Origin of the sequence: Psychrobacter sp. TB55-MNA-CIBAN-0194, assembly GCF_040309505.1 — a bacterium.
Taxonomy (GTDB): domain Bacteria; phylum Pseudomonadota; class Gammaproteobacteria; order Pseudomonadales; family Moraxellaceae; genus Psychrobacter; species Psychrobacter fozii.
The window spans coordinates 440,103-459,998 of sequence record NZ_JBEOOW010000001.1 but is presented as its reverse complement, the minus strand read 5'-3'; the positions used below and the strand labels follow the sequence as shown (position 1 = coordinate 459,998).

Sequence of the window (19,896 nt, the reverse complement as noted above, 5' to 3'; positions counted from 1 at the left end):
TCCTTTTTATGACCATAGTTGTTTCTTATGAAAATTCACCGTCCGCATTTATTAAAACATACGTTCAATGTTGTCAATCGTGTTCGCCAAACGGCGAGTGTGGCAGGCCTGTCAGCGCTCAGAGTCGCGAGAGGGGAAAAGCCCGACGCGATGCTATTAAAAGAAACGTTCGAGCAATTAGGTACGACTTATATCAAGATTGGCCAATTCATCGCTAGCACGCCGTCTTTATTTCCACGTGAATACGTAAAAGCTTTTCAAAGCTGCTTAGATCAAACCACGCCCTTGTCTTATGCTTATATCGAGCAGGTGCTAAAAGAAGAGTTGGCGGCTGACGGCATGACGCTGGATGACAAGTTTGCCCATATCGACTCAGAGCCATTGGCTTCAGCGTCTATTGCCCAAGTGCATGCTGCACGCTTGCACAATGGCGATGAAGTGGTGTTAAAGGTGCAAAAGCCTAACGTTGAGACCATCATGCAGACGGATTTGGGCGTATTGCATGGCGTGACCAAATTACTTGAAATCCTTATGCCATCGATGAAGTTTGCCAGTATTGCGCCAATTATCGATGAGATTCGTCTGCGTATGCTAGCAGAAACAGATTTTATCGCTGAAGCGCAGAATATCCGTGACTTTCAGCAGTTCTTAGCCGTATCAGGCAATACTCGTGTGGTGGCTCCGACCGTATATGAAGCGTTGACCACTAAGCGTGTACTGACCATGAGTCGCTTGTATGGTGTCTCTATGGTCGATGAGTCGCTCATGCGTCAGTACTGTGCTGATCCTGCACAAGTTATGGCAGATACATTGAACACATGGTTTGCTAGTTTGATGCTGTGCAATAGTTTTCATGCGGATTTGCATGCGGGCAATTTGATGTTATTGACTGATGGCCGCATTGGATTTTTAGACTTTGGTATCGTAGGTAAGCTAAAAGCGGAAAGCTGGCGTGCGTGTATGGGCATGATGCAAGCCATGCAAGACAGTGACTATCAAGCAATGGCGCGTCATATGATTGATATGGAGATGACGCATGGTGGCAATCAGGTCGATGTGGTGGCACTGGGTGATGATCTACAGCGTATGATGAAGACCATCATGGCAGAAGACAGAGCCTTTACGAGTGGCGTACCTTTTAATAGTAAAGAGCAAGCCGATGAGCTCAATCAAATGATGCTTGAGATTGTAGAAGTAGGTAAGCGTCATGGTATTCATTTCCCACGTGATTTTGCCTTATTGACTAAGCAGATGCTGTATTTTGATCGGTTTATGCGTACACTTGCGCCGGATATGGACATGTTTAGCGATCAGCGCGTACAAATGCTAGGGCAAGCATAAAAGTCATTGGCATTAGACGCGATTAAACGGATGTAACCTCACCAGTTATATTGAATATAGTCATTCCACTATAAAAGTATTACAGCGTTAACCTCACTTGAAGTATCACATATACATCTACACTCGGTTGCCTTGTACTACTTTTAAATTGAATCGACTATACTATTGAATATGTTATCGCTTTTAATGAGAGGTTGTATAGAGTGTCATTGACAGGCATTGCTCGATTCTATACAACTGCTGTGCTCTCAATACGTCCAATATCATTTGCATACCCTGATACAGAGGGCTATGCTCATTGCCGACAGAGGATTGTGATCATTGCCGAAAAATGGCTCTGTCATGATTACGCCCTCTAAAAGCTTTTTTTCCTATACTTAGTGTACTCACTCACGAATTTAGCAGCAGTTGTTTACACTACGCTACGACTAAACACCTCTCGTAACTCAAAACTTGTATGTACTTGGGCGACGCCTTCGATACGATTCAATCTGTGCAATAAAAACTCTTCATAATGCGCCATGTCACGTACTCTGACTTTGATGAGATAGTCTTCAGAACGTCCTGTGACAATACTGCAGCTAATGACTTCATCAAAGCTCTGTATTTTGGATTCAAACTGTTCAAAGCGCTCGGCAGTATGACGATCCATACTGATAGCAATGAACACGGCCAGCGGGTAGCCAAGCTTTTGCGCATCCGTTTTGGTGTAATAACCAGTGATAACGCCAGCATCTTCTAAGCGTTTAATACGGCGAGCACAAGGCGTGGCTGAAAGGTTCACGTGTTCAGCAAGCTCCGTGATGCTCATGCGTGCCTGAGTCTGTAATAAGCGTAATAATTGTCTATCAGTCTCATCTATATCAGCCAAAGAGGTGCTATCAAAAGAGCTGTTTGGCATAATTTATGACCTTATTAGTGAATTCATCTAATTATACTTATCAATATAAACTTTTCCACTAAAAAAACCTAAAATTTAATAGAAGAAAGCCGATTTCTATCTTGCAAACTTTGATATTATAATGACATAAACATTGGTTATCTCGTATGAGAAAGATTGACCTAGTCATCAACCATTTAGTTACAACATAAATTCCCATACTTTCTAAGGATTGATTATGTCTGACCAAGCCACACGCACTGTAGCCGCTACGACTGCAAAGGTTACACCCAAAAATGCCGCGTTTGATTATAAAAAGTATCGTCCATTTGCATTTGCACCATCGTTGCCAGATCGTACTTGGCCGAGCAAGACAATTGAGAAATCACCGATATGGGCAAGTGTGGATCTGCGTGATGGTAACCAAGCACTGATTGATCCGATGACTATCGAACAAAAAATGCGCTTTTTTGAGACTCTAGTCGATGTGGGTTTTAAAGAGATCGAAATTGGTTTTCCATCAGCTGCGCAGGTTGAGTTTGATTTTGCTCGTAAACTTATCGAAGAAAACCATGTGCCTGATGATGTGACTTTGCAAGTTTTGGTACAAGCTCGTGAGCATTTGATTGCTCGTACCTTTGAATCATTAAAAGGTGCGAAGCGTGCTGTTGTCCACGTATATAACTCAACATGCCGCATTCAACGTGAAAAAGTCTATGGCAAAGACAAAGCCGAGATTAAAGAAATTGCTATCACGGGTGCCAAGCTATTGCAGCAATATGCCGCGAAATATCCTGAGACAGAGTGGGTCTTTCAGTATTCACCAGAAAGCTTCAGCCAAACAGAGACTGAGTATGCAGTAGAAGTCTGTGATGCAGTCTGTGACGTATGGCAACCGCAACATGGTCAGGAAGTAATCTTTAACTTACCAGCGACGGTTGAAGCCTCTATGCCTAACGTTTTTGCTGATCAAGTTGAGTATTTCTGCCGTCATCTTGCCCAGCGTGAGCATGTGATTGTCAGCTTGCATACGCATAATGATCGTGGCTGTGCGGTTGCTGCTGCTGAGCTTGGTGTATTGGCTGGTGCGGATCGCATCGAAGGGACGTTATTGGGTAATGGCGAGCGTACCGGTAACATGGATATCATGGTCATGGCGATGAACTTGTTTAGCCAAGGTATCGATCCGGATCTTGATTTTAGTAATATGAGTGAAATCGTTCAGGTCGTTAGCGAATGTAATAATTTACCTTTGCATCCGCGTCATCCTTATGTCGGTGAGCTAGTATTTACTGCTTTCAGTGGCTCGCATCAAGATGCCATCAAAAAATCTCTCGACTATAATGAAAAACATCAAGACGAAACAGACAACGTTTGGGATGTGGCTTATTTGCCGATTGATCCGGCGCATATTGGTCGTAGCTATCAAGACGTGGTACGTATCAACAGTCAGTCGGGTAAAGGCGGAGTCGCTTATATCTTGCAGCGTAATTATGGCTTTAACTTACCGCGTTGGATGCAAATTGACTTTAGCGGTGTGGTACAAAAGCAAGCTGAAAGTGCAGCACGTGAATTACAAAATGACGAGATTTTACAGGCGTTTGAAAACACCTATCTACAGCAAGGTGAGTTTGAGCTATTAGATTATAGTGTCAATAATAAAGCGGGTGAAGTGTGCTTTGACGGTCAAGTACAAATGAATGGTGAAACCATCAATATTGATGGTACAGGTAACGGTCCATTGTCATCATTCATCGATGGTCTTGCTCAGCATACAGGCAAGTCGATACATGTTATCAATTATGCTGAACATGCGATCAATCCGCAGCACAATAGCGGTGATGGCATCGACGATGACACCAATCGTGATAACAAAACCAATGCCAACGCAGCAGCTTATATTCAGCTAAATGTCGATGGTGAGGTTTACTCAGGTATCGGTACTTGTAGTAGCACCGTGTCAGCCATGCTAAAAGGTGCATTATCAGCCTTTGCTCAAGCACTTGGCACTGTGACTACTGCTTAATATCAGAAAAAATTAAGTTTGAGATATAGTCTGTTCAATATAACTTGGATACAAGGAAGGCGAGTGAAAGTGCTACTAGTAGTAGACTAAGCGAGACTAACACCGTATCCAACTTATAGAGGATTGACTATAGCAAATAACATCATCGCTTCTTGCTTATAGCAAGTGAAGTGATGGTGTTATTTTTTTGTATAAGAAAAAGAAAAGCCATTTTAGAGGGTGCTACCGCAACACAGTCTATATTTGAACTGCTTAGCGTGCTAAGACCAATAGCATAATATTACTTGTGTTTTTGGTGTCTAAGACTTACGCTAATGTATATAGTACCTATTATTATATTAATATAAACATAAGGTTAATCATGGAACCTCTATCCTTTGCTTCAGTGACATTGGCATCTATTCTGGCTTCAGTGCCAGCGAATGGTGAAATTATCACTAAGCCGACCATTACTACCCATATTAGTCCAGCTATTGCAGGACAATGGGAGATCGACTTAGATAGTCCAATTACGATGACAAAAGAAGCCAAAGCCGAGCAAGACACGCTGCAATCTTCCCAACAGGCGGAAAGTACCGAGCCTAAAGTAATGACTAGTACAGAGGGCGGTATTTTCTCGCAAAGTGAAAATCGTGTTTTTGATATCAAGCCTAATATTAATACAACATTGAACGCATCTGCGAAAAAGTCAAATCAGTGCCGCGAGTTGTATAATTTTGGGGCTGACAATGAGATGTGGGCAGTGAGTGGTAAAGAGAGGACCTACAGTCGTTATCTGGTCACTCACCGAGAGGAAGGGCTACCAGTCATTGCGATTAGAACGGTCTCTGACAACAATGAAATAGACTGCTCTGGTAATCAAGTTGATCAGACTGGTGAAGCATTGATTGCTTTTTTGAATCACGATGGTAATCAGATGCAGTGGTGTGCAGATCCTGAAGGAAAAGAGTGTTTTATGAATTTTCATAAAGTGTTGCCATAGAGGTCAGGTGTTTATCATCTATCACCGCTATCGAACACCGCTCATCGATTTCTACATATGGCTATATGCATTAAAGTATAGCTATCTAGCATCAAGCACTTGGCCTAACCCTATTACTTGTACAAATAAAAAACCGCTGTCTATTTAGATAGCGGTTTTTTAGGTTCTGAGCCAGTTGAATAACTTATGACTTGGTTTTTTCTTTATTAGCAGTCAAAAGCTCTCTTTCGAGATAATGAATATTTTGCGCTTCATGAACAAAGTTATCATCTGCCAAAATCACATCACGATGTAACGGTATATTGGTTTTGATACCTTCAATCACTAATTCATCGAGTGCATGCAACGTTTTAGATATCGCTTGCTGACGTGTTTGACCATGACAGATAAGCTTACCGATCAATGAATCATAATAAGTCGGTATCTCATATCCAGGGTATAGGTGCGAGTCAAAACGCACACCTGAGCCACTTGGCGCAAATAATTGACTAACGGTACCAGGACAAGGCACAAAGGTCGCAGCATCTTCAGCATTAATACGACATTCAATCGCGTGACCTTGGATTTCAATTTCGCTTTGACGATAAGACAACCCATAACCAGCTGCAATCTTAAGCTGCTCAACGACCACATCAATGCCAGTAATCATTTCGGTCACAGGATGTTCAACCTGTACACGAGTATTCATTTCAATAAAGAAGAACTCGTTGTTTTCAAATAAAAACTCAAAAGTACCCGCGCCGCGATATTTTACGAGCTCACATGCTTTGACACAGGCTCTTAAAATAGGCTCGCGTACGTCGTCAGGGATATCTGGTGCAGGGGCTTCTTCCAGTACTTTTTGATGGCGGCGTTGCAATGAGCAATCACGGTCATATAGATGGATAGCGTTACCGTTACCGTCACCAAGTACCTGTACTTCTACGTGGCGCGGGTTTTGTAGATAGCGTTCCATATAGACCGTATCATCGCCAAACCACAGCTCAGCTTCTTGTTTGGCAGCTTGTACTTGTCCGATTACTTCTTCGAAGCGCTCAACGACACGCATACCGCGACCACCGCCGCCAGAAGCTGCTTTGATCAATAGGGGAAAGCCGATATTGCGAGCTTGTTCTTCAGCGTTATGTAGTGTCACAGCCCCAACAGAACCAGGTACGGTAGGCACACCCGCTTTTTTCATGGCATTGATAGCAGAAACTTTATTGCCCATTAAGCGGATATGATCAGCATTAGGACCAACAAAAGTCAAACCAGCTTCTTCAACTTGTTCAGCGAATTCAGCATTCTCTGATAAAAAGCCATAACCAGGATGAATGGCATCGGCACCAGTGATTTCAGCAGCGGTTAGAATAGTATTGATATCAAGATAGCTTTGATTGGCATTAGGTTTGCCAATACAGATTGCCTCATCAACAAAACGCAGGTGCATCAAGTTGGCATCAGCCGTGGAGTAGACACCGACGGTCTCTATGCCAAGCGCTTTACAAGCTCGAACAATACGTAGGGCAATCTCACCTCTATTGGCGATGAGCAGTTTTTTTATCATGGGGTCATCCTTGTCGAAGCGGCAGTCATTGATAGAGTCGCTATTTTGGCATCATGAACCTAAGCTATTATAGTTAATGCACTATAACTCAAATTCAGATGCCAAATGGTAACGAGGTCTCAATCATAATGAGATAAAGTTTGGCGAAAGTTATCGTTATGCTCTGTAGCGTACGATAGGTTGGCCAAACTGTACTACTTCAGAATTGTCGACTAAGATTTCGTCAATGACGCCACTTTGAGTTGCTTCAAGCGGATTCATGATTTTCATGGCTTCAATGATACCGAGTGTGTCACCCGCCTGTACCTTTTGTCCAACCTTGATGAAAGGTGGGTCATTAGGGCTAGGAGCTGAATAGTAAACGCCAACCATTGGTGATGTCTCAACGCTACCGGCTTTGACAGCTGGTTTTGCTTCGGCAGCAATGGGAGCCGCGCTCGCAGTAGGAGCAGCCATCATCGTTGGTGCAGGGGCATCATAGTGACGAGTCAAACTAATGTGTTCGTCGTCTGAGCTGATTTCTAAATTAACCAGTTCACTTTCTTCCATGAGTGCGATCAGAGTGCGTATTTTTTCAATATCCATAGTTTTAATTTTGCCTTGTACTAAATTCGAGAAATAGTGTAACTAAATATTGTGCAGATAATTGCTAATGATACCTATATTCACGTCAATGAGCAATCGATGTACAGTTGTTAACTGAGATTTTTTACATATTATGACGTACGTATATGTTATGCGTAAGAAATGTTCAATGATTTATCATAGTCTATGTAACCATATAGCGCCAGTGATGGTTACCAGATACTATAGTTAAATCCATATAAATCCGCTACATCGTCATTCTCATTAGCCATACTAATGTATCGCTTGCACTCGGCTTCCTTGTATCGAAATTATTTGGAATCAACGATACGTTAGACAAATATGATTTAGGTAGGCTGTTAAGCCCACTTTGCTGTTAAGCGTCTCTGTTGATAGCGCAGTCGCAGAGTCAGTAGAATAGACGATAAAAACAACCCTGTGATTAATGCCATCCAAAACCCTTGGGCGCCAACATCAGTGAAACGCACCAAGTAAATACCGAGCGGTAGCGCGACCAACCAATAGCAGAATAGCGTGACCCACATTGGTATGGTTGTGTCTTGCATGCCACGCAATATCCCAGCAATGTTGACTTGCCAGCCATCAAATAACTGATAAGCCAGTGCAAAGATGAGCAAATGCATGGCTTGTGCTCTGACCACTGGATTTTCAGTAAATGCTGCTGCCAGTTGTGGTCTAAACAGCCATATGCCAAGCATACAAGTCAATGCAATCAATACGGTCCAAATCAGCCCTGTGGCTTGTACTTGTCGTAATGCCAGTAGGTTTTTTTCGCCGAAGCGATTGGATATCATAATAGTCAGCGCCATGGCGACTGATATGGGTATCATAAATAGCTGCGAGGTTACCGCCAATGCTACTTGATGCGATGCGGTTGCTATCTCACCTAAGGGACTGATAACTAGGGCACCTAAGCTAAATAGGCTTGCTTCAAAAAATATCGAGATACCAATTGGAATACCCAATTTCAGCAGTTTTTTGATCTGTTCACGATTGGGACTGGCAAAGCCATAAAAGAACCGTGTGCTGGCAAACTGCTGTCGTTTAGTGAAGCTGGTATAAGCAGCAAGTAGTAATACATTTATCCATAATACTAAGGCCGTCGCGATACCGCAGCCTGCGCCGCCCATTTCAGGCATGCCGAATAAACCATGAATGAAAATATAGTTAAGCGGAATATCTGCCAGTAGACCAATGATACTAATGACGGTGACAGGCTCAGGGCGTCCAAGCGCTTCGCAATAACTGCGTAGTACGGCATAGACGGCTAGTGCAGGGAAACCAAACGAGACACCATGCAAATACTGCGTGGCGATTGGTTGGATGTTTTCAGGCACCCCCATGATTCCAAGTACGTTTGGGGCTAAATTAACCACAATAAAGCCAATAATACCAATGACACCAGCAGTCCATAAGGATTGCTGCGTGATATGAGGTACTTGGTCATGCTTGTTTTGACCGATTGCCTCACCAATGAGCGGTGTGGTAGCAATCAAAATACCAGTGGCTAATAAGAATAGTGGCAGCCAAATACCGGAACCAACGGCAACAGCAGCCAAATCGAGTGCAGAGACTTGACCTGCCATGATGGCATCGACTACCCCAAGTGCCGCTTGGCAAAATTGGGTAATCAAGATAGGTAGTGCGAGCACACCTAAACGTAAGCTGTAGCTTTTAAAATCTCTAAAGGATAATGGGAAAACCATAGTGAGCAACTTTTTATTCTTTACGGTATTTATTAGGAACGAGCAAAACCTGCCATCAATAAACCAGGGTCTGTTGAACATTCAAATATTAGGGCTGCTGATTGCTAAAATTGCACCAAACTAGGCGCAAGTCGACGATAATGTCGAGACCTTAGCTAGGCTTGCAACAACGTTTGGGGTGATTTTAGCATCAGCCCTTCAGGGCAGTACTATTTTTTGCCAATACATGGCGAAATTGTTTAACCTAGAATGACTAGGTGTCAAAAATTTCACTGCATATTGTCTAAAAAATAGTGACTGCCAGCACCACATTTGAATGTTCAACAGACCCTAATAGCGAGACAGGGAGATAAAACGAAACAATGAGATGAGAGTAGTGCCGACGATAATACTCCGATAAATAATATGAGCAAGCCTATAATGTTGCATAAGTAGATAAATAGAGTATGAAAAAAAGTGACGGCACTAAAATAAAAATAACCCGTCAATCCAAAGGGGGGATTAACAGGTCATAAATAAATAAGATGGTAAAGAAGCTGGGCTATAATGTCAATGTTTCAAAGGCGAGCAATGATGGCGGATACAAGACAACTATAAAGAAATATAAAGAAAGAAAATATGACCTTTTATATGAGATCCAGTGTCTCTGCCATATCCATAATTGCTTGCCAATGCTTTGGCTCTAGCGGAATGACCGTCAACTGCTGACAGCCTTTTCTGAGTAACAATGAATCTTCAAGCGCTGGCAAAAACTTAAGATCTAGTAGTGGTATGACATCGGTAAAGGCCTGCTCAAATTCGACGTCTACCATATACCAGCGTGGCTCATCTTCGGTTGCAATAGGATCGTAGTGACGGTGTTCAGGATGGAACTGGGTGGGATCAGGGTAGCCCGCTTTGCTAATCGTCATGATGCCAGCCACGCCTGATGGTTTGGCGCTAGAGTGATAAAAAATTACTTGGTCACCGACTTTCATGTCATCGCGCATAAAGTTGCGGGCACGATAATTACGTACGCCATCCCAACGATCCGTTTTTAGACGTTGTAAATCCTCAATGCCAAAAAACTTTGGATTAGATTTCATCAACCAGTAAGCCATATTTTTATCCTGTTAATTATTATGGTTTTATTAGGGGGTGTTGAATATTCACCAGCCGTTAACCGACGACAGTAGTAGCTATTTTGCCAATAAGAAGATGTAGTTAACATGAGTGTTTGTTACTGGTTTTGTTATTGCAGTGATTTTCTTTAAGAGAGTCTTTTTTTTACTGAATTTAGGCGTTATCCTAGCGCTACTTTCTGCTAATGACAGCAGCAACGCATTTATAGATAAATCCTTTTATGTCAAATATCAATATCGTTAACGATTTACAGCACACTGATACCTCTAATGAATCTACTACCAGTGCAATAGAAATGAGTGGCATTCCACTAGCGTTATATATTCATATACCGTGGTGTGTAAAAAAATGCCCTTACTGCGACTTTAACTCTCATGAGCTACCGATAGACAGTCAGATATCGATGTATGACGAATACGTAGATGCATTGCTGTTAGATGCAAACATGCAGCAATCACTAGCCCAAGGGCGCGAGATCAGTTCAATATTTATCGGCGGAGGCACGCCATCGCTATTACCTATTGCACAGTATCGTCGACTGTTTACTAGCTTGCGTAATACTTTTACATTCGCTGATGATATAGAAGTGACCATGGAAGCCAATCCTGGCACTCTAGAGCATGCGCCCTTTGCTCAATACCTAGAGGTCGGTATCAATCGTTTATCTATAGGTGTACAGAGCTTTGCTGCTGATAAGTTGACCACGCTTGGACGCATACACGATCCTGCTCAAGCACTGTCTGCCATTCACGCTGCACGCGCTGCTGGTTTTGAGCGCGTCAATGTTGATTTGATGCATGGGTTGCCACAACAAACGATGAGCGAAGCGTTGGATGATATTCAAATGGCTCACGATGCAGGGGCGACACATATCTCTTGGTATCAGCTGACGATTGAGCCCAATACCGTGTTTTATCGTAGTCAGCCTATTTTGCCAGACGAAGACAATTTGGCAGATATTGAACAAGCAGGTCAGGCGCTATTGCAGCAATTGGGCTACAACAATTATGAAGTGTCCGCTTGGGCAGGCGCATCCGATCAGCCGTGTCGTCATAATGTCAATTATTGGCAATTTGGGGATTATTTGGCCATTGGGGCTGGTGCGCATGGCAAAGTGACAATTAGTCATAAAGCGACGATGCATCACAAAGCGAGCGAAACAGCAGAAACGAATAAAACGTTAAAGAGCGAGTTGTTAATACAATCTGGTATTTATCGTTTTAGCAAGTCGCGATTGCCTAAGGATTATGTAGGGCATTTAGATGCTAATGAGCAATCTACTGTCAGCCAAAATACACCGAAGATGGTGGGCTGGCAAGAAATTGACAGTGATGAGCTGGTCAGTGAGTTTATGCTAAATGCGCTGCGCCTACATGGCGGGGTAGCTTGGTCACTGTTTCAAGAAAGAACCGGACTAAGCGCTAATAGTATTGCACCATCAGTAGATAAGCTCGTGGCTCAAGGTTTATTGACAGACAGTGCTGAGCGGTTACAGCCAACAGAATTAGGACAGCGTTATCTCAATCAGATATTACGAGAGTTTTTATAGCACTGTATTGTTATAGCTTTTCAGAATAAAGTAGTAGTGTAGGATAAGTATCAAATAAAGGAATAAAAAAAGGCTTACCAAATAAATGATAAGCCTTTACTAAAATCTAAAAAAATCAAACCTTAGATTTTATCTTGTACGTCTTGTGCGCCACCAGTTACAGCATTGCCAGCGCTTGATACGTCTTGGCCTAGACCTTTAAAAGTGTTGCAACCAGTTAGTACAAACATAGCGGTCAAAGATGCGATGATTACTTTTTTCATAATAGTATCCTCAAAAAATAAATGGATTGTTATAAATAATAACAGCGATGCCAAGCGTAATGCTTAACACTCACTGAAGGTTTATTAGATAGAGAGATAATTATAAGTAATAACTATCTCTTTATCCGTTACAGACATCATAGTGAAAGTTAAAAACGGTGCACAGTATCAAAATGTAATTATTGGCAGTAAACTGTAACTTTCGATTACTTATCGATGATAAATACAAATAATAAGTTTTGTCCACTGACGGAGTTAGTATGACCATCCATATTGTGTTGGTAGCCCCTAAAATGCCCAGTAATACTGGCAATATCATTCGTTTGTGTGCCAATAGCGGGGCACAGCTGCACTTGGTCAGACCTTTAGGGTTTGAGCTCGATGACAAAAAGCTACGCCGTGCAGGCTTGGATTATCATGAATACGCACATCTGCAAGTACATGATGACTGGGCAGCCGCAAGAGAGGCATTGAACGTTGCCGATTGCTATGTGGTCACAGCATTGACTACTAAGCTGAGCAAACCATTTTACGATTATGACTTTAGTGGGTTGCAGGCTAGTGAAAATTTGAATAGTGCTCAGACAGCTAAGAAAATGCCCAATATTGCATTGGTATTTGGTTCTGAAACGGCAGGTCTAGCAGATGATATACGCGAAGATATTGGCGCTGATAATTGGTTGAGATTACCTATGCTGGCTGATTCGCGCAGTCTAAACTTATCTAACAGTGTTGCGATATGTCTGTATGAGATATGGCGTCAGCAAGGCTTCGCTGGCGATGAAGGACGTAGTGTCGGCTATGAGACCTTGACGGTGTATGATCCCAAATAGCGTGGTTTTTTCTGACTAGTGAAATACTGAATATACAGCAAGGTATCCATATTTAGATCAAGGTGTAGCACCACGCTAATGAGCTATACCTTTAATGATGTACTATTGGGATAAATATCAGTATTTGATAGCTTATCTTTGCATCAACACAGTAAGCGAAAAAAATTATCCCAGTAATAGGTCTTTTTAGTAGGTCGCTTTGTTCAGAATGACGTTCAGAGCGACTTGATATAGCAGCTAATTATTTGTTACAAACAGTTGGGTGGCTTAGGTAGACCTGACAGGCGATTGACATGGCGGGCGACCAACCCTGTTTTGAATAGCTGCTGTAGTTTTTGATTACTGATATCGTGCTCAGGCAAGGTTTTTTGTAGCCATTTAATCAATGGGCGCGTGGCTGGCGCATGATTGAATTTAGCAAAAAACGCACGTACTTGTTGTAAAATCTGCAAATGCTCAGCTTCCAACTGGACGTCTAATGTGTCGGCCAGTTGTTGTGCGATATCAGGTGTCCAGATAGTATGATCACACAGATGACCGTCTTGATCTAATTCAACACTGATTTCAGTATTACTAGGCGTCATAGCAGGGGTAGTGGCATCATTATTATTCATAAGGCAATGGTCACGACTTTATCAAATTGTGTATTTTGAGTCAGCTCGACCCACTCGTTATCTGTCAATATTCTACTCAATTTGGCCTCTAAATTAAGCTTGAGAGTCGTATTGGTCGTCAGTTGCGAGACATCATCGGCTAGTGCATAAATACCAGCAATACCCTCAATCTCAATATCGCCCAAATAAGCGTCCAACCAGTCGATAAAGGCAACAGTAGTGCCTAGCAGCAAAATACTGTCACCAGTGCGCCATGTACGTGACATCTCGTCAATACCGCGTCTCAGTGTATCCATCGGACTGTGCAATTGATATAACGTTGCCATTTGGTTCTTCCTATCTGATCAATTAAAAGGTCAGTATCTGCTCAAAGTCTTGAGAGTTCACGACTTCAGGTATCAACGTCAGTTGTGACGCCAGATCTACTGGCAGCATACCCGTGACCCATCCACTGAATACATCATCAGGCAGCCAAGCTGCTGGCATATCGTACAGCTCAAGTGATTGAATCATGCCATGCAAACGCGATTCAGACTGCATCAATAGGCCAAAGACAGGGGCATCCAAATATAATTGTACGTCATGACCAAAGGTCGCTAGCGTTAGCGCCAGCGCGCAGCCCTCATAACTGGCCATTTCAGTCGGCGTGTGCAACTGAATTAATAGTTTCATGGTTAAATCCTAATCTGATTACTTGCGTGACGATTGCTGTCATCGCAATCATATCTTCCAAGCCAAAATATCTCAAAGCGATGCGTTGTTAAAATTGAATCAGGCGACAGTCTTCTTGCATCATCATCGCAAGCTCACTCAGGCCGACCAGCGAAAAGCCTGTCGCAAGATTATCACCATTGAGCTGATGGCGTGAGCTGTTATCCATGTCACTAATCCCTCGACTGAGAGCAGTACTAACGCAGACGGGTAGCGATAACTGATACTGCTTGGCAAGGTTTTGCCATTCTTTGGTCAAATCAACTTGCTCTGCTGACTGCCAGCGTAAGCGATTGGCAGTATGGGCAGCATCTCCATAAAAAAAGACATTTAATGTTTCACTGCTATTCGTGTTTTCTTCGTTTGAGGTGTTTTTAAGATAAGCACGAGCATAACGTAGCGCTAGAGAACCCAGTGGATGACTGGGATCAGCGGTAATCAAAAGTAAAGGGGGCATGGTTGTCATAAGGATTTTTGTCGATCGTCAATGCTAAAGGTGTTTATGCTACCATAAAGCGCTCAAAAGCAAAGTGCGTCAGTGTGATTAAAAGTGGTTTTATCATAAATACTGGCATATATTAGTATGGTTGTCAGATTCGGTGACTACCTCGTAAGAAAAAACGCTAATATTATGCGCTAGGTTCACGTAGTCTTATCATTCCATGCAAGGAGTTTATTTACCTATGTTACCTGCTATGCCTTCACGCGAGACCCATGGTACAGATAGTCAGCCTACAGTAGAGCAGCTGCAAGTATTGCAGACGGCGAGTGAGTTTGCTTATCAGATTTGGGAAAGCCGTACGGTCTCATGTCAAACTTTTTTGCGCAGCTATCCATTAGATCAGACCCTAACGCGCCAGCAAATTGACGATCTGATACAAGACTATACTTTGGATGAGAACTATCAGATCGCTGATGAAGCCAAGGTAATGAAAGGACTACGTGATTTGCGTACTCTGCTAATGATGCGTTGGATCTGGCAAGATGCCTTACAGCTGATCTCACTTGAGCAGTTGACTGATGAGCTTTCTGAGTTTGCAGGGGGTTGTATCTCTTTTGCCAAAGATTATACCTATCAGCATTTGATTGAGCAGTATGGTGAGCCGACTTTTATTGATGCCAAAGGTAATGTGCAAATCGATGATATGGCCATCATGGCAATGGGTAAACTTGGTGCCCACGAGCTGAATCTATCTAGTGATATCGATCTGATTTTTGTCCATCAGGCGCTAGGTGAAACCAATGGTGATAAGGACAAAGGTACCCGTAGCATAGACAACAAGCGCTTTATGACTCGACTGGGTCAAGGTATTATCAAGCTATTGGATCATAAAACAGCAGATGGTTTTGTCTTTCGCGTCGATATGCGTCTGCGTCCGTGGGGCGACGGTAGCGACTTGGCCATTCATTTGTCGGCGCTACAAAAATACTTTTCTCAACACGGTCGTGCGTGGGAGCGTTTTGCTTGGCTAAAAGCCCGTGTGGTTGGGCAGTTAGAGCAGCCGTTCTATGATGAACTACAAGCACTCATTAAGCCATTCGTCTTTCGCTACTATGTCGATTACAGTGCTTTTTCAGCATTGAGAGAGATGAAGTCTCTTATTCAAAACCAAGTGGCACAGCGTGAAGATTTAGACAATATCAAGCTTGGTGCAGGTGGTATCAGAGATATTGAGTTCATCGTACAAGCGTTTCAATTGATTTATGGCGGTAGGCATCCTCAGCTACAGATCAAATCCTGTCTGGACGCGATGAAGGTGCTATATCAACTTAAATATTTAGAGCTTTCGACCTATAAGCAACTGCAAGCTGCCTATCGATTTTTGCGCCGACTTGAACATGCGATTCAGGCGATTAACGATCAGCAGACCCAGCGCTTACCACATGATACGCAGTGGCAATATAATCTGGCTATCACCCTTGGGTTTGAGGACTGGGCCGCGCTACTCAGCATGCTCAATCAGCATCGAAATAATGTAAACGTCCCATTCGAGCGTATGGTCACCGAACGTCAAGTACCGGATCAAGAAGATGCTAGCCTCGAGCCAAAAGATCTAGATGAGCAGATTGCACGATTGGATAACGTACTTACGGAAAAAAACCGAGATCTATTAGAGAATTTTTGGCAGTCAAAACTGGTTGCCAATTTAAGTGATGAAGCCAGAGAACGTTTAGATGATGCGTATCCTGTCATCGTCCACGCGCTGCTGGCACATCAAGACCAGCAGCAACTTGCGAATACAGCGTTGCCTCGTCTTATCTCGTTGCTTGAAGCGATTTGTCGTCGTTCCATCTATCTCGTGATGATTGCAGAAAACCCCAATGCCACGATTGAGCTGATTCCAATGCTGTCAGCCAGTCCTTGGATTGCAAAAGAGCTGGCACACTATCCTGTACTGCTAGATACTTTTTTACAGCAGCGCTATCATCATTTGCCTGATAAGCGTGAGCTGCGTGACATTCTACGTCAACAATTACTACGCGTAGAGCCCAATGACGAAGAGAAGCTGCTCAGCGTTGTACGGCTGTTTAAAAAGAACCAGATACTGGCAGTAGCGGCTAGTGATATATTGGCTGCGCGTCCGATTATGAAGGTGTCTGATTCTTTAACTTATATCGCTGCGGTGGTACTAGAAGCGGTGTTAGAGCGGGCGTTTGCAGAAATTGTCAGACGTTATGGTTATCCTATTGGTCAAGATGGCGATCCTGTGACCGAAGCGGATTGTGGCTTTGCTATTATTGGTTACGGCAAACTTGGTGGGCTGGAGCTGTCGTATTCTTCTGACTTGGATTTGGTGTTTTTACACAAGATAAAAGAGCAGGGCATGACCACGGGCGAAAAGTCTGTCAGTGGAATGAAGTTTGCCGCGCGCTTGGTACAAAAATTAATGAACTATCTCAATACCCAAACTCGAGATGGCCGTGCTTACGAGATTGATATGCGTCTGCGCCCATCAGGTAATGCAGGCATGATGGTGGTGTCATGTGACGCTTTTGAGACGTACCAACTAGATAAAGCCTGGTCATGGGAGCATCAAGCATTGGTGCGCGCGCGGGCGATTTGTGGCGATAAACGAGTCACAGCACGCTTTTGTGATATTCGCCGAAATGTACTAGCATTGCCGCGTACGCTAGAGCAGGTACGAACGGAAGTCACCAGTATGCGTATCAAGATGCAAAAGCATCTAGGAACCAATCAATGGCAGCAGAAATCTGGTAAGTTCCATCTCAAACAAGATGCGGGCGGAATAATCGATATTGAGTTTTTAGCACAATTTGCGGTATTGGCTTACTCGCACGAGCATCCAAGTTTGACCAAATGGAGTGACAACGTCCGTATCTTCGAGGAAGTTGCCTTACTTGGCATTTGGGAGGCGCAAGTCTGTCAAGATTTGACAGATGCTTATCTAAGAATTCGTGCAGCTACCCATCAACTGGCATTGTCAGAGCAATCATTGTTGGTTGACGAGTCATTATGGAAAGAAACACGGGCATTGGTACAAGACCAATGGAAGCATTTGATGGGTGTAGATACAGCAGATGAAGAGTAGTATGAATCTCCAGTTTTTTAACTATAAATAATAGCCTACTAGGTCCAAACCAAAAGAGTTCATTTGCTAGGACTGCCAGTGATATAATCGGTCACACATCGTGATATTACTGGCAATTCTTCATCATTTATTGGTGACAATAATGCTGAATTTTAGCAATGAAATTTGACGCAGTGGTGTTATCATATGATGTCGATAAATACTATTAAATATAATTTACCTAAAAAAGTTAGACGTTAGCGCTAGCATAAGGACTACAAAATGAACATGGCAACACAAGACGGTAAGCTTTGGATGAATGGCACAATGATTGAGCAGCCAGATGCTAAAGTTCACGTACTGACACACAGTTTGCATTATGGCATGGCTGTATTTGAAGGTGTGCGTGCTTACCAAACTGCTGATAATCGTACTGCTATTTTTCGTCTAAAAGAGCATACCGAGCGCTTGTTAGGCTCTGCAAAAATTTTTCAAATGGACGTACCATTCGATGCAGCTACTTTAGAGCAAGCACATAAAGATGTGGTTAAACAAAACAACTTGGCAGAAGCGTATATTCGTCCATTAATTTGGGTCGGTGCAGAAAAGCTAGGTCTGTCTTCGCGTGATAACAGTATCAATGCGATGGTTGCTGCTTGGCATTGGGGTGCTTATTTGGGTGACGAAGGTATCAAAAACGGTATCCGTGTGAAAACGTCTTCATTCACACATCATATGACCAATGTGACGATGTGTAAGGCTAAAGCATCAAGTAACTATCCAGTGTCTATCATGGCCAATCAAGAAGTCACTCGTAATGGTTATGACGAAGCTATCTTGATGGATTCACAAGGCTATGTTTGCCAAGGTGCAGGCGAGAACTTGTTCTTAGTAAAAGATGGCGTATTGCATACGCCGGATCTCGCTGGTGGTGCGTTAGATGGTATCACTCGCCGCACTATCATTCAGTTTGCTGATGATCTAGGTATCAAAGTGGTTGAACGCCGTATTACTCGCGATGAGTTTTACTTAGCGGATGAGATATTTATGACAGGTACTGCTGCTGAAGTGACACCTATTCGCGAATATGATGATCGCACGGTCGGTAACGGTGGCCGCGGACCTTTGACTGAAAAGCTACAAACTTTATACTTTGATGTAGTACACGGTCGCAATGAGCAATATATGGATTGGTTAAGCTTTATTGACTGATACAATGCTGTTACTTTGAAAAACTAAAAAGGCTGAACATAATTGTCCAGTCTTTTTTTTATGCTAATATAGCCATCATATTTATTCATACCGTTAAAGTGAGCAGTCAATGCCAATAGATTCTGATACAGCAGATAATAAAAACATCAAACAAATCATTTGTATTAAATGGGGTACAAAGTACGGGGCTGATTATGCCAACAAACTATATGGCATGGTGTCTCGTAATATTACGCCGCCATTTCGTTTTGTTTGCTTTACAGATGATACCACCGATGTACGTCCAGAGATCGAATGCCAAGCATTGCCACCATTAGATGTCACTATGCCAACCAATACACTAGGTAAGTGGCCAAAATCTCGTTTATGGGGTGAAAAGCTTGGCGATTTAACCGGTACAGTACTGTTTGTAGATTTGGATGTGATTATTGTCGATAGCCTCGATCCTTTCTTTGAGTATGGCAAGCCGGACGATGTTATTTTATCTTATAACCCGAGCAACCCATTAGAGCGTTTGGGACAGACTTCGTGTTTCAGATTCCAGATAGGTTCGCTTGTTTCACTACAAGAAAAATTCAAGGCGGATCCACAAGGTATCGCTGATGAGTATCGTTTCGAGCAGCGTTTTGTCACTCGTAACGCACCAGGTGGTGTGAAGCTGTTTCCAAAGGCATGGGTGGCACACTTTAGACGTAAATGTCGTCAGCCATTTCCGTTCAATTACTTTAAAGAGCCAAAGATTCCTAAAGGTGCTCGTCTGGTTATTTTCCCTGGTGATTTATACCCTACGCATGCAATTGATGGCATGTATAATAAAAATGCGGCTAATAATGCTAAAGATCATCTCAAAAGACTGGCAGAACCTAAAAATTTGAAACGCCCCTTACGACATTTACGCCACTTTATCTTGCCAGTAGGATGGATTGAAAAGTATTGGAAAGAATAGGCTTAACTTTATAAGTGAGTATTATCACA

General features: G+C 42.8%; 18 protein-coding genes. 8 read left to right on the top strand and 10 right to left on the bottom strand.

Features of this window, described 5'->3' with window-relative positions:
* Positions 1 to 27: 27 nt before the first annotated feature.
* Complete coding sequence (locus AAEY75_RS01825; RefSeq protein WP_352258068.1) at positions 28 to 1,341, top strand: ABC1 kinase family protein; 1,314 nt, start codon at positions 28 to 30, stop codon at positions 1,339 to 1,341.
* Between the two features lie 412 nt (positions 1,342 to 1,753).
* Here AAEY75_RS01825 and AAEY75_RS01820 read toward each other — a convergent pair whose 3' ends face one another.
* Positions 1,754 to 2,242: an Lrp/AsnC family transcriptional regulator gene (locus tag AAEY75_RS01820; protein WP_201551744.1), complete on the bottom strand. Its 489-nt coding sequence runs from the start codon at positions 2,240 to 2,242 to the stop codon at positions 1,754 to 1,756.
* Between the two features lie 217 nt (positions 2,243 to 2,459).
* Between AAEY75_RS01820 and leuA the strand changes: the two genes are divergently transcribed.
* Together leuA and AAEY75_RS01810 are read left to right on the top strand one after the other, a co-directional pair.
* Positions 2,460 to 4,247 (top strand): 2-isopropylmalate synthase, encoded by a 1,788-nt coding sequence (leuA, locus tag AAEY75_RS01815; protein WP_352258066.1) that lies wholly within the window; start codon positions 2,460 to 2,462, stop codon positions 4,245 to 4,247.
* Between the two features lie 361 nt (positions 4,248 to 4,608).
* Positions 4,609 to 5,229 carry a hypothetical protein gene (locus tag AAEY75_RS01810; protein WP_352258064.1) on the top strand — a complete coding sequence of 207 codons (621 nt, stop codon included), beginning with the start codon at positions 4,609 to 4,611 and terminating at the stop codon, positions 5,227 to 5,229.
* Between the two features lie 184 nt (positions 5,230 to 5,413).
* On the opposite strand, the gene accC is transcribed toward AAEY75_RS01810, so the two are convergent.
* The 4 genes from accC to AAEY75_RS01790 all read right to left on the bottom strand — a co-directional run bounded on the left by accC (position 5,414) and on the right by AAEY75_RS01790 (position 10,187).
* Positions 5,414 to 6,775, bottom strand: a complete 1,362-nt coding sequence (gene accC, locus AAEY75_RS01805; protein ID WP_197133427.1) for an acetyl-CoA carboxylase biotin carboxylase subunit — start codon at positions 6,773 to 6,775, stop codon at positions 5,414 to 5,416.
* 156 nt (positions 6,776 to 6,931) lie between these two features.
* Complete coding sequence (gene accB, locus AAEY75_RS01800) at positions 6,932 to 7,360, bottom strand: acetyl-CoA carboxylase biotin carboxyl carrier protein (protein ID WP_352258062.1); 429 nt, start codon at positions 7,358 to 7,360, stop codon at positions 6,932 to 6,934.
* Positions 7,361 to 7,719: 359 nt separating this feature from the next.
* Positions 7,720 to 9,087 carry an MATE family efflux transporter gene (locus AAEY75_RS01795; protein WP_352258060.1) on the bottom strand — a complete coding sequence of 456 codons (1,368 nt, stop codon included), beginning with the start codon at positions 9,085 to 9,087 and terminating at the stop codon, positions 7,720 to 7,722.
* 626 nt (positions 9,088 to 9,713) lie between these two features.
* Complete coding sequence (locus AAEY75_RS01790) at positions 9,714 to 10,187, bottom strand: EVE domain-containing protein (RefSeq protein WP_197216116.1); 474 nt, start codon at positions 10,185 to 10,187, stop codon at positions 9,714 to 9,716.
* 317 nt (positions 10,188 to 10,504) lie between these two features.
* Here AAEY75_RS01790 and hemW point away from each other — a divergent pair, with 317 nt between their 5' ends.
* Positions 10,505 to 11,758: a radical SAM family heme chaperone HemW gene (gene hemW, locus AAEY75_RS01785; RefSeq protein ID WP_227681299.1), complete on the top strand. Its 1,254-nt coding sequence runs from the start codon at positions 10,505 to 10,507 to the stop codon at positions 11,756 to 11,758.
* A 122-nt stretch (positions 11,759 to 11,880) separates the two neighbouring features.
* On the opposite strand, the gene AAEY75_RS01780 is transcribed toward hemW, so the two are convergent.
* Positions 11,881 to 12,021, bottom strand: a complete 141-nt coding sequence (locus AAEY75_RS01780; protein ID WP_101204419.1) for an entericidin A/B family lipoprotein — start codon at positions 12,019 to 12,021, stop codon at positions 11,881 to 11,883.
* Positions 12,022 to 12,281: 260 nt separating this feature from the next.
* Here AAEY75_RS01780 and AAEY75_RS01775 point away from each other — a divergent pair, with 260 nt between their 5' ends.
* On the top strand, positions 12,282 to 12,854 hold the full coding sequence (locus tag AAEY75_RS01775; RefSeq protein WP_197216112.1) for a tRNA (cytidine(34)-2'-O)-methyltransferase: 573 nt from the start codon (positions 12,282 to 12,284) through the stop codon (positions 12,852 to 12,854).
* A 248-nt stretch (positions 12,855 to 13,102) separates the two neighbouring features.
* On the opposite strand, the gene AAEY75_RS01770 is transcribed toward AAEY75_RS01775, so the two are convergent.
* The 4 genes from AAEY75_RS01770 to tusD form a co-directional block, all read right to left on the bottom strand.
* A complete protein-coding gene (locus AAEY75_RS01770) occupies positions 13,103 to 13,438 on the bottom strand; it encodes a TusE/DsrC/DsvC family sulfur relay protein (RefSeq protein WP_197216482.1) in 336 nt (111 codons plus the stop codon).
* Between the two features lie 26 nt (positions 13,439 to 13,464).
* A complete protein-coding gene (locus AAEY75_RS01765) occupies positions 13,465 to 13,794 on the bottom strand; it encodes a hypothetical protein (RefSeq protein ID WP_197216111.1) in 330 nt (109 codons plus the stop codon).
* Positions 13,795 to 13,816: 22 nt separating this feature from the next.
* The gene (locus AAEY75_RS01760) at positions 13,817 to 14,140 is read right to left on the bottom strand and encodes a hypothetical protein (RefSeq protein WP_352258057.1); all 324 of its coding nucleotides are present in this window, start codon (positions 14,138 to 14,140) and stop codon (positions 13,817 to 13,819) included.
* An 88-nt stretch (positions 14,141 to 14,228) separates the two neighbouring features.
* Entirely contained in the window at positions 14,229 to 14,645 is a 417-nt protein-coding gene (gene tusD / locus AAEY75_RS01755) for a sulfurtransferase complex subunit TusD (protein WP_352258055.1), read from the bottom strand.
* A gap of 217 nt (positions 14,646 to 14,862) precedes the next feature.
* Between tusD and glnE the strand changes: the two genes are divergently transcribed.
* The 3 genes from glnE (at position 14,863) to AAEY75_RS01740 (ending at position 19,867) form a co-directional block, all read left to right on the top strand.
* Positions 14,863 to 17,730, top strand: coding sequence for a bifunctional [glutamate--ammonia ligase]-adenylyl-L-tyrosine phosphorylase/[glutamate--ammonia-ligase] adenylyltransferase (glnE, locus tag AAEY75_RS01750; protein WP_352258053.1), 2,868 nt, complete (start codon positions 14,863 to 14,865; stop codon positions 17,728 to 17,730).
* Between the two features lie 261 nt (positions 17,731 to 17,991).
* Complete coding sequence (locus AAEY75_RS01745) at positions 17,992 to 18,921, top strand: branched-chain amino acid transaminase (protein ID WP_197100309.1); 930 nt, start codon at positions 17,992 to 17,994, stop codon at positions 18,919 to 18,921.
* 109 nt (positions 18,922 to 19,030) lie between these two features.
* Positions 19,031 to 19,867, top strand: coding sequence for a glycosyl transferase (locus AAEY75_RS01740; protein WP_197216108.1), 837 nt, complete (start codon positions 19,031 to 19,033; stop codon positions 19,865 to 19,867).
* Positions 19,868 to 19,896: the final 29 nt, after the last annotated feature.

Coding starts and splice junctions, on each gene's coding strand:
- AAEY75_RS01825 (WP_352258068.1), top strand. CDS start 28: ATGAAAATTCACCGTCCGCATTTATTAAAACATACGTTCAATGTTGTC.
- AAEY75_RS01820 (WP_201551744.1), bottom strand. CDS start 2,242: ATGCCAAACAGCTCTTTTGATAGCACCTCTTTGGCTGATATAGATGAG.
- leuA (WP_352258066.1), top strand. CDS start 2,460: ATGTCTGACCAAGCCACACGCACTGTAGCCGCTACGACTGCAAAGGTT.
- AAEY75_RS01810 (WP_352258064.1), top strand. CDS start 4,609: ATGGAACCTCTATCCTTTGCTTCAGTGACATTGGCATCTATTCTGGCT.
- accC (WP_197133427.1), bottom strand. CDS start 6,775: ATGATAAAAAAACTGCTCATCGCCAATAGAGGTGAGATTGCCCTACGT.
- accB (WP_352258062.1), bottom strand. CDS start 7,360: ATGGATATTGAAAAAATACGCACTCTGATCGCACTCATGGAAGAAAGT.
- AAEY75_RS01795 (WP_352258060.1), bottom strand. CDS start 9,087: ATGGTTTTCCCATTATCCTTTAGAGATTTTAAAAGCTACAGCTTACGT.
- AAEY75_RS01790 (WP_197216116.1), bottom strand. CDS start 10,187: ATGGCTTACTGGTTGATGAAATCTAATCCAAAGTTTTTTGGCATTGAG.
- hemW (WP_227681299.1), top strand. CDS start 10,505: ATGAGTGGCATTCCACTAGCGTTATATATTCATATACCGTGGTGTGTA.
- AAEY75_RS01780 (WP_101204419.1), bottom strand. CDS start 12,021: ATGAAAAAAGTAATCATCGCATCTTTGACCGCTATGTTTGTACTAACT.
- AAEY75_RS01775 (WP_197216112.1), top strand. CDS start 12,282: ATGACCATCCATATTGTGTTGGTAGCCCCTAAAATGCCCAGTAATACT.
- AAEY75_RS01770 (WP_197216482.1), bottom strand. CDS start 13,438: ATGACGCCTAGTAATACTGAAATCAGTGTTGAATTAGATCAAGACGGT.
- AAEY75_RS01765 (WP_197216111.1), bottom strand. CDS start 13,794: ATGGCAACGTTATATCAATTGCACAGTCCGATGGATACACTGAGACGC.
- AAEY75_RS01760 (WP_352258057.1), bottom strand. CDS start 14,140: ATGAAACTATTAATTCAGTTGCACACGCCGACTGAAATGGCCAGTTAT.
- tusD (WP_352258055.1), bottom strand. CDS start 14,645: ATGACAACCATGCCCCCTTTACTTTTGATTACCGCTGATCCCAGTCAT.
- glnE (WP_352258053.1), top strand. CDS start 14,863: ATGTTACCTGCTATGCCTTCACGCGAGACCCATGGTACAGATAGTCAG.
- AAEY75_RS01745 (WP_197100309.1), top strand. CDS start 17,992: ATGAACATGGCAACACAAGACGGTAAGCTTTGGATGAATGGCACAATG.
- AAEY75_RS01740 (WP_197216108.1), top strand. CDS start 19,031: ATGCCAATAGATTCTGATACAGCAGATAATAAAAACATCAAACAAATC.